Below are 15,183 nucleotides of genomic sequence, written 5' to 3'. Positions count from 1 at the left end.
CGTATTTTAAAATATAGCATAAAATAAAGTGAGTAAAAAAGAGAAGGTTAAAATTTGTTAACCTTCTCTTTTCATTAATTGTATATTATAAAATATTAATGAAAGTGTGACGTGTCCACTTTTTATATTATTATTTTAAACTTCAGGTTCAATTGATTTTTTTGGATATAATGTTGTACCCCATATTGAGAATGTTCGTTCTTTTACTAGTGGTATATTTTGAGCATCTATAACTTGTCTCCACCATTCCCATGCAAGGCCTGTACATTCCCAAGCTTTAACACAAATGTTTCTTGCATTTCCTTTTAAATATATTTCAGTATTAAAATGTGCAGTTCTATCTTTATCGCTTCCAGACCAAACTTTATGTTCTATTATTTCATTCCCATTTTTGTCATAGCTTACTTCATCCCATGTAACCTCAAATTGAGCAACATAAGCACCACTATGATCAAGAACTATTTTTCCACTAGTATATTCTGTAGCAGTTGTTTCTACATATTCTGTTTTGTTGTTTATAGATGCAATGCTATTATCCTTTAAAAACGTACTTGTATATGAAATTGGATAACCTGGATTTTTAGGACTATATACTGAATTATCTTGTATAATGTTTCTAATTTCATTAAAGTCTTTAGAGATTACTTTTGTATGTTCTTTAGCACCACCACCAAGAACAGTAGCTGTAAATGAACTTTGATCTAATATATCTTGATATTCAGCATTGGATTTAATATCTTGATTAGATATTAATGCTTTAAATGCAGATTTTACATTTGCACTTTTAGAAGTTGTTTCAAGTTTTACATAAATCGTTCTACCATATGCTACATTTGAAACATAAGCAGGTGGATTATTCTTATTTACTCCTTTTAATGATAATTCATTAAAAGTTACATTATCACCAAAGAAATCAGATGGATGCTCAGGTGCATCTACACTTACAGTATAAAAAATTTGTTTATAGGCAACTATCATAGCTTGTTTTTCACCCTTAAATATAGAGTCAAAATCTATATTTAATGATTTACCTAAAATATTAAAATTACATCCAAACATAGTAGATAATTGAGATTTACTATATACCATAGAATCAGAATAACTCATTCTTGTAGGGATAGTATATCTAGATGAATATTTAGTATTCCAAGTATCTAATAGAGAATTTATTGAAGCGTTAACACTAGAATATGTTGGAGAATTAACAACCTTTTTGCCATCTTCACCCATTCCAGGTAAATCAACACTTATTGTTATAGGCTTTCTTTTACAAGAAATTAAATTTGGTTTATTCTCTACAAGATTTCTATTAGCAAGTTGTATTGCACCAGGATATGTTCTATCATTTACTGAATCTATAATAGAAATATCAGAATTAGAATCTGAAATACGTTTCTTTTCTCTTTTTATTACAATGTATTTATTGGGATTTTCAAATCCTTCAGCTGGAACAAAACTTTCAATTGATTCTCCATTATATGATAAAATTTCATTTGGATCATAAGATAGACCATAAATATTTTTATCAATATCATTAAGATCATTTTCTAAAGTAGCTCTTATAATAGGAGTATTTTCTACAATAGGTTCTTCTATTGTTTCTACAGCTTGTACATTATCAGGATTTAATGAATTTTCGTCTATTTCTGTAGCGTCACTTACTACATTTTCCTCAGTAGTTTTTTCTGTTAAATTAGTAGCTTTTTTTTCTTCGTTTTTTATTTCAGCATTATTAGAGGTTAAGGTCTCATTATTAGGTGTTTCTACTGAACTATTTTTTTCATTTGTATTTGCTAATAAAACATTATTATTTTTTGAATTGTAATTAACAAATACATTCAGAAGTATAACAACTAATAATCCTTGTGCTAATGAGGCCAAAATTTTTTTAGTAGTTTTCATTTTATATTCCCCCCTATACTAGTATGTGTTCTGTTAAATATATAAAACTAAAAAATATTTAGGTCCAATTTAAATCATTTTTTTACAAATTTCGTATAAATATCAGAACAGTTTAAATAATAATATATTTATTGGGATAAAGCAACTATTTGCTTAGATTTTCACATATACAAAAAAATATTCTAATAATACTAAAAATTTAATAGATACAATGCATATTTATAATTACAAAAGAAACTATTTGTTAAATTGTTAATAATTGTTAATGCTAGTATAGTAAAATATTCTTACTATTTATAATTAAAGTATTATGCAAATTAGAATAAGCAAAAATATAAAATAATAAAACAAACAAGTAAAAAATAATCTATAATAAGAAATAGTAATAAAAAATAGAACTATTAGATGTAATCCAATAGTTCTATGTTAGCATTATAATTAAAGATAATCTTTAACTGAATACAATATGTAGTTAGAAATTAATAATCTCGATTACTTTATATTTGATAAAGTTTCTTCCATATTAGTAAAATCTCTATTAATAGATTCATCTGGTTTTTTAGTCATAAGACTAACAACTACAATAGATATAAATGATAATAAAAATCCTGGAATCATCTCATATATATATACAGATAGACCAGAAAGAATCCATATTATGACCGTCAATCCACCAATAATCATTCCAGATAAAGCACCCCATTTAGTCATTCTCTTCCAATAAAGGCTTAATAAAAGTACTGGTCCAAAAGATGAACCAAAGCCAGCCCATGCTTGCCCAACTATATCAAGTATAGTTTTATTTGGTAAATATGCAAGTACCGTTGCAAATGCTGAAACTATTAAAATTGATAATCTTCCTATTAACATTTGTTGCTTTTCTGAAGCTTTTTTATTAAGAAATGTTAAATAAAAATCTTTTGTAATAGAACTTGAGCAAACTAAAAGTTGAGATGAAATAGTACTCATGATTGCAGCAAGTACTGCAGCAAGTATTATTCCCGTAATAAATGGATGAAACAGAATATCACCAAGACGAAGAAAAACTGTTTCAGGATCACTTAATGGACTTTTATGTTCAGTAAAGTATACAAGTCCGGTAAGACCACTTGCAACAGCACCTAAAAGACCTATAGCCATCCAACTAATACCTATTCTTCTAGCAGATTTTAATTCTTTTGGTGATTTAATTGCCATAAAACGGACAATAATATGTGGTTGACCAAAATATCCAAGTCCCCAAGCTAAAAAGCTGATAATAGTAGCCAAACTCGTTCCCTTAAATATATCAAATAATGATGGATCAATATCTTTTACTTTATTTACAAAAGTACCAGGATCTACCCCTATATTCATAAATGTTACAACAGGTATCATAATCAACGTAATAAACATTAGAGTTCCTTGAAAAAAGTCTGTAAGGCTTACGGCTAAAAAACCACCAAAGTATGTATAAAGAATAACTACTGCTAAGGTAACTATTACCCCCATCGTATATGTTAATCCAAAAGTATTTAAGAATAATTTACCACCTGCTACAATTCCAGAGGAAACATAAAGTACAAAAAAAACAAGTATTATTATACCAGATATAAGTCTAAGCATATTAGAAGTATCTTTAAAACGATTTTCTAAGTAATCTGGAACTGTTAAGGAATCATTTGCAACTTCGGTATAAACTCTAAATCTTGGAGCCAATAATAAATAGTTTAAATAGGCTCCAACTGTTAATCCTATTCCAAGCCAAAGACTAGAAATACCAGTTAAATAAACGGCACCGGGAAGTCCCATAATCATCCAACCACTCATATCACTTGCACCAGCAGATAATGCTGTAACTATAGGACCTAAGCCTCTACCCCCAAGCATATAGTCAGAAATATTGGATGTTTTTTTATAAGAATAATAGCCTATAAAAAGTAATATAAATATGTACACTGCTATAGCAATAATCGACCAATGTTCCATATATAATTCTCCTTTCAAATATTTGTAATAGTATTTTAAAAGAAAATTTATAATATATATGATTCTAATTAGATATTATTAATCAAGGATATAATTTTTTATAAAAATTATATAAAAGATTGTAAAGGTATTAACTTAATTAGAATAAATATATTAAAAAAATAGATTTCTTTTAAAAACGATAAGAATATATTAACATAATAATAAAAATGCGACAATATAATTAATTTTGTCATAATATTTTACTAAGAGTTATTTACAATACAAAAAACATTAGTTTAGTATCTAATTGTATAAAAAAATAAAAATAATGCAAAATAAATCTAGGAGGTGTTTATTTTGCAAATAACTTTAACACAAAAAGAAAGAATGTTACTACAAGATCAAAAAAGTCATGAACAGATTTGTATAGATAAGTATTCTAATTATGCAAATCAAGCAACAGATACTCAATTACAGCAAATATGTAAAACAAATGAACAAATTGAAAGGACTCATCTTAACACTATTAATCAATTGTTAAGTGGTACTGTTCCTCAAATGAATCAACAACAAAACCAAAATTCAGGGCAAAATATGAATCAACAACAAAATCAAAATTCTGGAACAAATATGAACAATTCTCAATCAACACAAAATAATTTATCTGATAAGGAGATATGCTCAGATTTGTTAATGACAGAAAAATATGTTTCAGGTACTTATGATACTACAATTTTTGAATTTAGAGATACTCAAGTACGTGATATATTAAATCATATACAAAAAGAAGAACAGAAACATGGAGAATCTATATTTAAATATATGGAAAGTAAAGGAATGTATAATGTTCAATAATATTTAGGATTCTAATAAAAACACAAAAGTATAAATTTCTACTTTTGTGCTTTTATTTTTTACAAAATCTATTATAGATATAAAGATCATAGAAGTAATAAAAAAGATATTAATCAAGAATCTTTACTATTTTTAATGATAAATAAGATTATTTAATTAGAATAAAAAATGGATAAAGCGGAATTATATTAAAAATAAATCAATAAAAATTAGAAAAAATGTTAAAATTAGAACAATTTTTGTAACAAAATCTAAGGATATGTAGGAAGTTTATATTAGATTGTCCAGTTATCAACTATATATTTTACTAAAACTTTTAATTATAATAAGGTCATGAAGTTGAGAAACATAAAACAAGCAACAACTTCAATATTAAAAATACTAGTAAAGTAATTTTAAAAATTACTAAATTTAAAATTAAAAGGAGAATTAATATGAATAGAAAGAAACTTATGATAGTTCTATCTATAGTTAGTACTTTATTAATTGGAGCAACAACAGCCTTTGCTTTTACTCAAGATGAAAGCATAGAAAAAATAAATACAACAGCAATACAAGATATTAAAAGTGATACAGAATATAAAGATATAAATACAGAGGTTAATCAAGAAGCTATATCAGATAATGATCAAAAAATAGACTCTACAGAGACAACAGCACCTGAGGTTAGTAATGAAACTATTAAAGAAAAGAATGATATTAATGAAGTAAAAATAGAATCTAATAGTGATAATAAAGAAACAGTAACATCAGATACAAATGAAGTAGAAGATGAAAGTGCTACAAACAACTACTGTACTGATGGTTCATGTAATACTAATTGTACAAGCTTTTATGTAAAGGATTCATGCAATACATGTGATGATGATTGTACAAAATCTTCTTCTAATACTTCATGTGATAATAGTTGTAAAAACTCAGCAAATAATTCTATAGATATAAAAAATAAATGTACAAACATTAAAGTTATAGAAAGTCAAAATGAAAATTGTCAAGGGGCTTGCCCAACACAACAAACAACACAAAGCTGCCCTAATGTCCAACAAAATAAATAATTAATAAATATTGAATAAAACTCTGTTAAGTTACATAGTTAAAAGCTATGTTTACTTAACAGAGTTTTTATTGATATGTGAGACTATATTTTTGAATGAGTATATGGTTAAAAATTTATATTTTACAGTTAATCAGCAATTTTTTTCTATTATAAAGTTTATTTATATATTATTCAATATAAAATATTTAATAATATTAAATATAAAAAATTTTAAATTAAATTATGTAATATAGATTATATAAATATGTATTTTAAAGATTATTAATAAAAAGGACTTTTAATAGATTAAATAATAATCGTTATTATTTATAGAATAGTATGTTATAATAAGACATATTTGTATTAAACAGTATAAAAATCGTTATAAAAATAAGAAATTTCTTGAATATCTTTAATTTTTGCCCTATATGCTTTATACAGGGGTAATTTCATGAATCTAGTAAATTTAAACAATATGATATTGTTAAAAATAGAAGATTTTTTATATTTTTGTTAAGTAAACCTAATATATGTAATATAACATATATTTTATTAATTTAAATAAAAAGACTATATAAGAGAGGTGAGACTATGAAAACAATTGTTAATTCTGGAGTTATAGTACAAGCTTATAATAATAATATAGTTTCTATTAGAATGGATGGAAAAGAAAAAATATTGTTTTCTAGAGGGATTGGATTTGGTAAAAAGTTTGGGGATAAGATTAAAGAAGGAACTGAGGTAGAAAAAATATTTGTTATTGAAGATCAAGATAATTTAAGAAATTTTAAACAAGTAGTTGAAAAAGTTGATGAGGACTTTTTGACTATGTGTGAAAGAATAATAATCTTAATATCAGAAGAATTAAATGAGGAGTTAGATGAAAGAATTCATATAGGGCTAACAGATCATTTATATTATGCTATAAAAAGAATTAAAAATAATGAAATAATTGACAATCCATTTCTTATGGAGATTAAAGTTCTTTATCAAAGAGAATATATTTTAGCTAAAAAAGCAGCTAAAATATTAAATAATGAAATGGATATAATGATACCAGATGATGAAATCGGAATGATAGCATTACATATTCATTCAGCAAGAAACTCAGGAAATTTATCAAATACTATAAAAAATGCATATTTAATTAATATGATAATTGAATATGTAGAAAAAAAGTTAAAAATAAAAATAGATAAAAATTCTCTTGATTATGCAAGGTTTGCTACGCATGTAAGATTTGCAATTAGGAGAATGCTGGTGGATTCTCCGGTAAAAAACGATTTTATAAGAGAAATAAAATGTAAATATAGATTATCATATAGTATATCAAAAGATGTATCTAAGATATTAGAAAAAAGATTGGAAAAAAATGTATCAGAAGATGAGATTGCTTATTTAGCAATGCATATAGAAAGATTTAGAGTATCTACCATTAAAAATAATTAAAACAGATTTATTGTATAAAAATAAAAAAGTAAAAATTTATAAAAAATCATTGATTACGATTACAAGATGTGGTATTATAAAAACATAGAAAAAATGATAAATATAGGGAATGATTATTGGCGTGTCACCGATTAAATTCGAGCATCAGCTGAAAAGGATAACTTTTGTTTGTTCTTTTCAGCTTTTTTTGTGTAAAAAATTAATTAGAATATTAAAAATGCATTTTTAAAATAAATTAAAAAATTAAAGGGGAATTTTATTATGATGAAGTATTTACAAAAATTAGGGAAATCTTTGATGCTTCCAGTAGCTTGTTTACCAGCAGCAAGTATATTAATGGGTATTGGTTATTGGATTGATCCCACTGGATGGGGAGCAAATAATGTAGCCTCAGCTTTTTTAATAAAAGCAGGTGGTGCATTAATTGATTCTATGGGAATATTATTTGCAATTGGTGTAGGTGTTGGAATGTCAGATGATAATGATGGTACTGCAGGACTTGCAGGACTAGTTTCATGGCTTATGATTACAATGTTATTATCTCCAGCTGCCGTAGGAATGTTTAAACATATTGATGTGGCAGAAGTACCAGCAGCTTTTGGTAAAATTCAAACACAATTTATAGAAATTTTATCAGGTTTAATTGGTGCAAGTTGTTATAATAAGTTTAAAAATACTAGATTACCAGACGCTTTAGGATTCTTTAGTGGAAAAAGATGTGTTGCTATAGTAACAGCTTTAGAATCAATTTTTGCAGCTATAATATTATTCTTTATATGGCCTTTTGTTTATGGAGCTTTAGTAGCTTTTGGTAAGTCAATTATTTCTTTAGGTGCTATTGGTGCTGGTATTTATGCATTCTTTAATAGATTGTTAATACCAACAGGTCTTCACCATGCACTTAATTCTGTATTCTGGTTTAATGTAGCTGGAATTAATGATATCGGTAACTTCTGGTCTACTACTGGAGCTGGAACAAAAGGAGTAACTGGTATGTATATGACTGGGTTCTTCCCTGTAATGATGTTTGGTTTACCAGCAGGTGCATTAGCTATGTATCATACGGCTAAAGACAATAAGAAAAAAATAGCATATGGTTTATTATTAGCAGCATCAGTGTCTTCTTTCTTTACAGGTGTAACAGAACCCTTAGAGTTTGCATTTATGTTCTTAGCACCAGGTTTATATTTAATCCATGCTGGTTTAACAGGTATCTCTGTAGCTGTATGTACATTATTACCAGTAAGATCAGGATTTAATTTTAGTGCAGGTTTTGTAGATTGGTTTTTAAGCTTTAAAGCTCCAATGGCAGTTAATCCACTTTTAATAATTCCAATTGGTTTAGTATTCGCTATTATTTATTATGTAGTATTCCGTTTTGCAATTGTAAAATTTAATTTAAATACACCTGGTAGAGAAGAAGATGATGATGAAAATGAAGAATTAGATGCAATACTTTCAAATAATGATTTTACTGAAGTCGCTTCTATTATATTAAAGGGTGTTGGAGGAAAAGAAAATATAACATCTATTGATAATTGTGTCACTAGATTGCGTTTAGAAATTAAAGATCAATCAAGAGTAAATGAAAAAGTTATCAAATCTGCAGGAATATCAGGAATAATTAGACCTGGTAAAACAAGCTTACAAGTTATTGTAGGTACACAAGTACAGTTCGTAGCAGATGAATTTAGAAAGTTATGTAGATAAAATAGTTTAATTAATATTTTATGAAATTATAAAAAAATTATTATATTAGGCACTTGCTAAATTAAATTTTTAAATTATAAAAAGAATTTAATTTGAGTAAGTGCTTTTATATTTATTTGAAAATATAACACTTCTTATAAATAAGATAGTAGTGGTAAAATACAAGTTAAACGTTGCTTGAAAATATATTTCATTGAAATATAAAAATATTGACATTATATTTCAAAAAGCATACACTGGAATTATAAGGAAGTAGGAGGGGGTTTAATGGACAAGATTAATCTTGAAAGTTTAATTACCGAAAGCATTAATGTCAATACAGTTAATATAGACAAGGTATCAACTTTTGAAATATTAAAGATGATTAATGAAGAAGATAAAAAGGTTGCTAGTGCAGTTGAAAAAGAAATACCACAAATAGAAATAGCAGTTAATAAAATAACAGAAGCTTTAAAGAAAGGTGGAAGGCTAATATATATAGGGGCTGGAACTAGTGGCAGATTAGGAGTTTTAGATGCGGTAGAATGTTTACCAACGTATGGAGTATCTGATGAAATGGTACATGCTATCATGGCTGGTGGAAAAGATGCTATGTTTAAGGCAAAAGAAGGTATAGAAGATAGTAAAGAAGAATGTAAAAATGATTTAAAAGCCATAAACTTTTCAAATAAAGATGTATTAGTTGGAATAGCAGCAAGTGGAAGAACACCCTATGTTATAGGTGGAATTGAGTATGCAAATAAGCTAGGAGCAGTATCAGTAGCAGTTACATGTAATAAAGACTCAGATTTATCAAAGCATGCAGATATTGTGATAGAAGCAGTTACAGGCCCAGAAGTTGTAACGGGATCTACTAGAATGAAGGCAGGAAGTGCTCAAAAAATGATATTAAATATGTTATCTACTGCATCAATGATAAAAATTGGAAAAGTTTATAATAATCTGATGGTTGATGTAAAAGCATCAAATCTTAAACTTGTTGAAAGAGCTAAAAGAATAGTTATGATGGCTACAAATGTTTCTAGAGATGTAGCAGAACAATATTTAAAAGAAACTGATTATGATGTTAAATTATCTATTTTCATGATTGAAAGTAGTTTGGATAAAGTCTCAGCTAAGGAATTATTAAATAAAAATCAAGGGTATATATATAAAGCTTTGGAAAACGTTTAAATAATTAATTCTTAAGGGTTAATAAATAAAATAATATATAAATAATGGAGGGCAATTTTATGAAAGTTTTAATGGTATGTTCAGGTGGAATGTCTAGTGCAATAGTGGTAGAGGCAATTAAAAAAGAAGCAGATAAAGAAGGGTTTGCTTTAGAAATTAAAGCTGTTGGTACAGGTGAATTTTATGATGAAATAAAAGATGGGAATTATGATCTAGCATTAGTGGCTCCTCAAGTAAGACATAGATTGAGTACATTTAAAGAACAAGCAGCTGAATTTAATTTAGTTATAGATACTATTGTTCCAATGGGATACACTCCACTAGGTGGTGCAAAAGTTCTTGCACAAATAAAAAAATATTCTAAGTAAATAAAAAATGATTATATCCTATTCGTTAGGAATTTATGTTTTTAAGAATTTTTGTATAAGGTAAATTATAATTTTGTTTAAAGTTAAGAATTTATATTAACTAGGAGGAATATTAAATGAATAAATTTTTTGACTGGTTAGAAAAATACTTAGTACCACCAATGACAAAGGTATCAGAACAAAGACATCTGAAAGCTATTAGAGATGGTATCGTATCTACTATACCTTTAATAATTGTAGGTAGTTTCTTTTTAGTAATTGCAGTGCCACCAAATGCTTGGTTAAAAGAACTAGTAAAACCATATGTCAATCAAATAATGTTTCCTTATAGGTTAAGCATGGGAATAATGTCAGTATATGCATCATTTGGTATAGCTTATAATTTAGCAAAATCTTATAAATTAGATCCATTGTCAGGTGGAAGTCTTGGACTAGCAGCATTTCTACTTACAAGTATACCATTAAATTTTGATCCAGAAGGTTGGGTACTGCCTTTATCTAATCTAGGTGGAGCAGGCATGTTTGTAGCAATTTTAATGTCAATTTTTGCAGTAGAAACTTTAAGATTCTGTAAAGAAAGAAATCTTACTATTAAAATGCCAAAAGAAGTACCTATATCTGTTGCTAATTCTTTTGCAGCATTAATACCAGCTACATTTATAATTATACCAATTTGGATAATAAGAGATATGTTGAATTTTGATATTCAAGGGAATATATTAAAGATTTTTATGCCTTTAGTAACAGCGGGAAATTCATTACCAGGTGTTTTAGTACCAGTATTACTTATTACGCTTTTATGGGGGTGTGGTATACATGGAGATTCTGTTGTTGGTACGGTTGCAAGACCAATATGGCTAGCTATGCTTGATGCAAATGCAGCAGCACAAACATCAGGACAAGCAATACCTAATATTGCACCAGAACCATTTTTTCAATGGTTTATATGGATTGGAGGTTCAGGAGCAACAATAGGATTAGTATTTTTAATGTTATTCTCAAAATCACAATATTTAAAAGATGTTGGACGAGTTAGTTTAATACCAGGAATTTGTAATATTAATGAACCAATAATATTTGGTGCTCCAATTATGTTAAATCCGTTATTAGTTATTCCATTTATTGTTGGACCTTTAATTACTGGATGTATAAGCTATTTTGCAATGGCACTTAATTTAGTAGCAAAACCAGTTGTAATGGCACCTTGGACATTACCAGCACCGATAGGAGCTTATCTTGCAACTGGTGGAGATTGGAGAGCAATAGTTTTAGTTTTAATAAATATATTAATTGTAACAGTAATATACTTTCCATTCTTTAAAGCATATGAAAAGAAATTAATTCAAGAAGGATTGCAAAGTAATGAATAAAAGCAACATTAAAAATACAGAAACATTTTAAATGATACTGTATTTAGATATTTAAGGAATATTCTATGGAAGGATTAAAGATTGCAATAATAGGAGGAAGCAGTTATCAATGAATTATTAGATATTAATAAAGAATATTTACTACAATTTAAATAAAGGCTTTAAGTACAAGGAGAAGAATTTATATGGAACAAGATATATTTGAAATAATATCACATGCAGGAGATTCAAGAGGATATACATTTGAGGCTCTTACTAAAGCAAGGAAAAATAATATTGAAGAAGCAGAAAAATTGTTAACTAAGGCAAAAGAAGAATTAAGATTAGCGCATAATACTCAAACTAAATTAATTCAGCAAGAGATAAATGGACAAGATGTAAAGATATCATTACTTATGGTCCATGCTCAAGATCAATTAATGAATGCAATATCTGAAAATAATTTAGTTGAAGAAATGATTGAAATGTATAAAGTTATTCATACTAAATAAATTTTAAGAGAGGTTAAAATATGAAGATACTAATATGGGGAGTATATATAATTTTAGTGATATTGTTTGTATTAGGATCTATATATTTATCAAGAAAATTAATAAATAAATTTAAGATGAATAGGTGGGTTATTGCTTTTGCAGCCCCACTTATTCTTATTATTCCTAAAATTTTCTTTGAAAATATAAATCCTATAATATGGGCAATGTTAGTTTTTATATTTATGGTTTTATGTGTTTTGTTTTTTGAACTTAATAATGGAATATATAAAGAAAAACAAATAAAAAAAGCTCTACTTATAGAAAAATTAGATAAGACACATTCAAAAAAATAAATAATAAAGGAGTAATATATGAATTGTTCACTTTTAATAAAACAAATTTATAATACAATGACAGAATCTGAAAAAAAGATAGCGGAATATTTATTTAACAATTCTAGTGAAGTATATAAATTTTCAGCAAGCCAATTAGCTACAATTACGGAAACAAGTGCTGCAAGTGTTGTACGATTTTCAAGAAAATTAGGTTTTAAGGGTTTTCAAGAATTTAAGATTGCTTTAGCTAAAGATGAGAGTATATCTAATGAAGTTGTAGAGTATGATTATATAGATACAAATGATACTATAAAGGAAGTAATGTTAAAAATAAGTAATAAAAATGTACAGAGTATAAATGATACTGTTACATTACTTGATGAAAAAAATATTGAAGAGGCTGTAAACATTATTCAAAATGCTAAAAACATATATATTTTTGGTGTTGGACAATCTGCATTAATAGGCATGGATTTACAATATAAATTAATTAGAATACATAAGAATGTAATGATGAGTTTAGATAGTCACACACAAATTTCAATGTCAGCAAATATGTCAGAGGGTGATGTTGCTATAGGAATTTCTTATTCAGGGAAAACAAAAGAAGTATATAATTCACTTATTAAAGCGAAAGAAAAAGGGGCAAAGTGTGTTACAATAACTAAATTTGGGAATAATCCTATTGCTTCATTAGGTGATATAAAAATACAAGTCCCAAGTGTAGAAAAAGATTTAAGAGTTGGAGCTATATCATCTAGAATAGCACAACTTACAGTTATTGATATATTATTTATAGGTGTTGCAAAAGACAATTTTTCTACTGTAGATAAATATTTAAAAGAAACGAGAAGTATGGTAGGAGAACTTAAACTGAAGTAATTAATATTAAAATTTTATTACATTATATATAGCAAAAAAAGTATCTATAATTTAAGTTATAGGTACTTTTTTAATATATATATAATTGATTTTAAGTATGTGATTTTTATTAGGTTTTTAATTTTATTAAGGACAGTAGATAACTTAAATTGTTATTTGTATGCCAGTAATTTTTTGAATTGATTTTATTCCATTTTGTATGAGTGGGGAAACAAAATTTTCAAATTCTTTATTTCTTGTTTCATTAAGGTTCTCACCAGTTTTTAATGAAATCATGACATTAATTAGCCATCTTAAAGTTGAAAACACTTTAAAATATTCAAAGTTATTAATATTCTCATTTTTCAGCTCTTTATATTTTTTAAACATATTTTTGCTAAAATTTTCAAAACCACTTCTTTCGATTAGTGTATATGTCCATGCTAAATCAAATCTATAGTCTCCAATTCCCCACAGTAAATCAATTACATAGAGTTCTTCATTGTTATCAACTATTACATTCCAAGGATGATAATCTCTATGAATTATAGATAATTTCTTACTTATAATATTCACTTTTTCTTTCTGTAACCAATCTATTATTTGAGTAAAATATTCTAATTTATTTTCTTCTAATAATTTTTTAATCTCATTAATCTCTTTTTCAATAAAAGAGATTGTAGAATTTTTTATAAGTTCCTTGTCTACCATCGAGATATCTAATTGATGAAGTTCAAAAAAAACCTTTGTAAATTTTTCTAATAATTGTTCTTTATCTTCTTTGGATACAATCTGATAACAGTCCCATAAATTTTCCCCTTCAATTTTTTCCATAACTATATAAGGTTTTTCATTTATAAAGTTACTCATTATTGGCTTTGGAACTGGATAATTTGCGTTGTAAAGCAAGTTTAGTCCTGTCCATTCTAGTTTTATATTTTCAAGTCCATTTTTACTACTATTATAGGTCTTAATTACATATTTTTGAGCATTGTCTTTAAATTCTAATGAGATAATTTCTCCTGCCCATCCTGATTTTAAAACTTTAACATTTTTTATTTTAACACCTAATCTATTTTCAATATCTTTATACATAACTTTATCTCCTCTTCAATATAAATAGAAAAAATATTAGTATCATGTGACTCATATTTTGAAATAATTATATTCACTCAGATCCCATTCCTTTAATAAAACAAAACTAATTTTAAATAATTTACTATTTATGAGTTTATTGTAACATATATTGGAAAAATATTTGTGAATCTAATTTAAATGGGCGGGTAACGGCTCTTTATTTTATAGATTAAATTAGAAATAAAGAGTGCAGGAACAATATAGTTATTCTTTAATCCTTAAAACTTTCATGGATTAAGAATGGCAAAATTGTAAATATATTTTAATATTCTAAATATTAACGTGTCCACAATATTATACTAACACCAAAATTTTAGAAGTTTAGAATTTAAGAACTTAAGAATTTAAGAATTTGCTTGTATAATGCGCTTTAAGAAGATTTTTAATTTATAACCTTACTATTTTTTATGTAATTTTAAACATAAAAACATATATTTATTTAACAATTGGAAATGGAATTGTTAAATAAATTTTAGGAGTGAATAAAAATGGTTAGTAATAAAATTAAATTATAATTAATTAAACTATAATGCCAGCTTTACTAATAGAGTGTGCTTTTTGTGA

General features: G+C 26.4%; 13 protein-coding genes. 10 read left to right on the top strand and 3 right to left on the bottom strand.

What is annotated here, in order from left to right:
* Positions 1-135: 135 nt before the first annotated feature.
* Positions 136-1,902 carry a thiol-activated cytolysin family protein gene (locus KYD98_RS03145; RefSeq protein WP_258049604.1) on the bottom strand — a complete coding sequence of 589 codons (1,767 nt, stop codon included), beginning with the start codon at positions 1,900-1,902 and terminating at the stop codon, positions 136-138.
* A gap of 492 nt (positions 1,903-2,394) precedes the next feature.
* Positions 2,395-3,870: a sodium/proline symporter PutP gene (putP, locus tag KYD98_RS03140; protein ID WP_219778132.1), complete on the bottom strand. Its 1,476-nt coding sequence runs from the start codon at positions 3,868-3,870 to the stop codon at positions 2,395-2,397.
* A 339-nt stretch (positions 3,871-4,209) separates the two neighbouring features.
* Between putP and KYD98_RS03135 the strand changes: the two genes are divergently transcribed.
* The 10 genes from KYD98_RS03135 to KYD98_RS03090 all read left to right on the top strand — a co-directional run bounded on the left by KYD98_RS03135 (position 4,210) and on the right by KYD98_RS03090 (position 13,503).
* Positions 4,210-4,707, top strand: coding sequence for a spore coat protein (locus KYD98_RS03135; RefSeq protein WP_219778131.1), 498 nt, complete (start codon positions 4,210-4,212; stop codon positions 4,705-4,707).
* A gap of 434 nt (positions 4,708-5,141) precedes the next feature.
* Positions 5,142-5,762: a hypothetical protein gene (locus KYD98_RS03130; RefSeq protein WP_219778130.1), complete on the top strand. Its 621-nt coding sequence runs from the start codon at positions 5,142-5,144 to the stop codon at positions 5,760-5,762.
* 572 nt (positions 5,763-6,334) lie between these two features.
* Entirely contained in the window at positions 6,335-7,192 is an 858-nt protein-coding gene (locus tag KYD98_RS03125) for a BglG family transcription antiterminator (protein WP_219778129.1), read from the top strand.
* Positions 7,193-7,453: 261 nt separating this feature from the next.
* On the top strand, positions 7,454-8,902 hold the full coding sequence (nagE, locus tag KYD98_RS03120) for an N-acetylglucosamine-specific PTS transporter subunit IIBC (protein ID WP_219778128.1): 1,449 nt from the start codon (positions 7,454-7,456) through the stop codon (positions 8,900-8,902).
* Positions 8,903-9,169: 267 nt separating this feature from the next.
* Positions 9,170-10,075 (top strand): N-acetylmuramic acid 6-phosphate etherase, encoded by a 906-nt coding sequence (gene murQ, locus KYD98_RS03115; RefSeq protein ID WP_219778127.1) that lies wholly within the window; start codon positions 9,170-9,172, stop codon positions 10,073-10,075.
* A 59-nt stretch (positions 10,076-10,134) separates the two neighbouring features.
* Complete coding sequence (locus KYD98_RS03110; RefSeq protein WP_219778126.1) at positions 10,135-10,443, top strand: PTS sugar transporter subunit IIB; 309 nt, start codon at positions 10,135-10,137, stop codon at positions 10,441-10,443.
* Between the two features lie 116 nt (positions 10,444-10,559).
* Entirely contained in the window at positions 10,560-11,813 is a 1,254-nt protein-coding gene (locus KYD98_RS03105) for a PTS sugar transporter subunit IIC (RefSeq protein ID WP_219778125.1), read from the top strand.
* Between the two features lie 185 nt (positions 11,814-11,998).
* Entirely contained in the window at positions 11,999-12,304 is a 306-nt protein-coding gene (locus KYD98_RS03100) for a PTS lactose/cellobiose transporter subunit IIA (RefSeq protein WP_219778124.1), read from the top strand.
* 20 nt (positions 12,305-12,324) lie between these two features.
* Complete coding sequence (locus tag KYD98_RS03095) at positions 12,325-12,639, top strand: hypothetical protein (RefSeq protein WP_219778123.1); 315 nt, start codon at positions 12,325-12,327, stop codon at positions 12,637-12,639.
* 18 nt (positions 12,640-12,657) lie between these two features.
* The gene (locus tag KYD98_RS03090; protein ID WP_219778122.1) at positions 12,658-13,503 is read left to right on the top strand and encodes a MurR/RpiR family transcriptional regulator; all 846 of its coding nucleotides are present in this window, start codon (positions 12,658-12,660) and stop codon (positions 13,501-13,503) included.
* A 144-nt stretch (positions 13,504-13,647) separates the two neighbouring features.
* Here KYD98_RS03090 and KYD98_RS03085 read toward each other — a convergent pair whose 3' ends face one another.
* Complete coding sequence (locus tag KYD98_RS03085) at positions 13,648-14,577, bottom strand: phosphotransferase family protein (protein WP_219778121.1); 930 nt, start codon at positions 14,575-14,577, stop codon at positions 13,648-13,650.
* Positions 14,578-15,183: the final 606 nt, after the last annotated feature.

Origin of the sequence: Clostridium weizhouense, assembly GCF_019431045.1 — a bacterium.
Lineage (GTDB): Bacteria > Bacillota > Clostridia > Clostridiales > Clostridiaceae > Clostridium > Clostridium weizhouense.
Note: the sequence above shows the minus strand (reverse complement) of the source record. Positions and strands in the feature narration are given on the sequence as shown.

Coding starts and splice junctions, on each gene's coding strand:
- KYD98_RS03145 (WP_258049604.1), bottom strand. CDS start 1,902: ATGAAAACTACTAAAAAAATTTTGGCCTCATTAGCACAAGGATTATTA.
- nagE (WP_219778128.1), top strand. CDS start 7,454: ATGATGAAGTATTTACAAAAATTAGGGAAATCTTTGATGCTTCCAGTA.
- KYD98_RS03095 (WP_219778123.1), top strand. CDS start 12,325: ATGAAGATACTAATATGGGGAGTATATATAATTTTAGTGATATTGTTT.
- KYD98_RS03100 (WP_219778124.1), top strand. CDS start 11,999: ATGGAACAAGATATATTTGAAATAATATCACATGCAGGAGATTCAAGA.
- putP (WP_219778132.1), bottom strand. CDS start 3,870: ATGGAACATTGGTCGATTATTGCTATAGCAGTGTACATATTTATATTA.
- KYD98_RS03125 (WP_219778129.1), top strand. CDS start 6,335: ATGAAAACAATTGTTAATTCTGGAGTTATAGTACAAGCTTATAATAAT.
- KYD98_RS03110 (WP_219778126.1), top strand. CDS start 10,135: ATGAAAGTTTTAATGGTATGTTCAGGTGGAATGTCTAGTGCAATAGTG.
- KYD98_RS03085 (WP_219778121.1), bottom strand. CDS start 14,577: ATGTATAAAGATATTGAAAATAGATTAGGTGTTAAAATAAAAAATGTT.
- KYD98_RS03130 (WP_219778130.1), top strand. CDS start 5,142: ATGAATAGAAAGAAACTTATGATAGTTCTATCTATAGTTAGTACTTTA.
- KYD98_RS03090 (WP_219778122.1), top strand. CDS start 12,658: ATGAATTGTTCACTTTTAATAAAACAAATTTATAATACAATGACAGAA.
- KYD98_RS03105 (WP_219778125.1), top strand. CDS start 10,560: ATGAATAAATTTTTTGACTGGTTAGAAAAATACTTAGTACCACCAATG.
- murQ (WP_219778127.1), top strand. CDS start 9,170: ATGGACAAGATTAATCTTGAAAGTTTAATTACCGAAAGCATTAATGTC.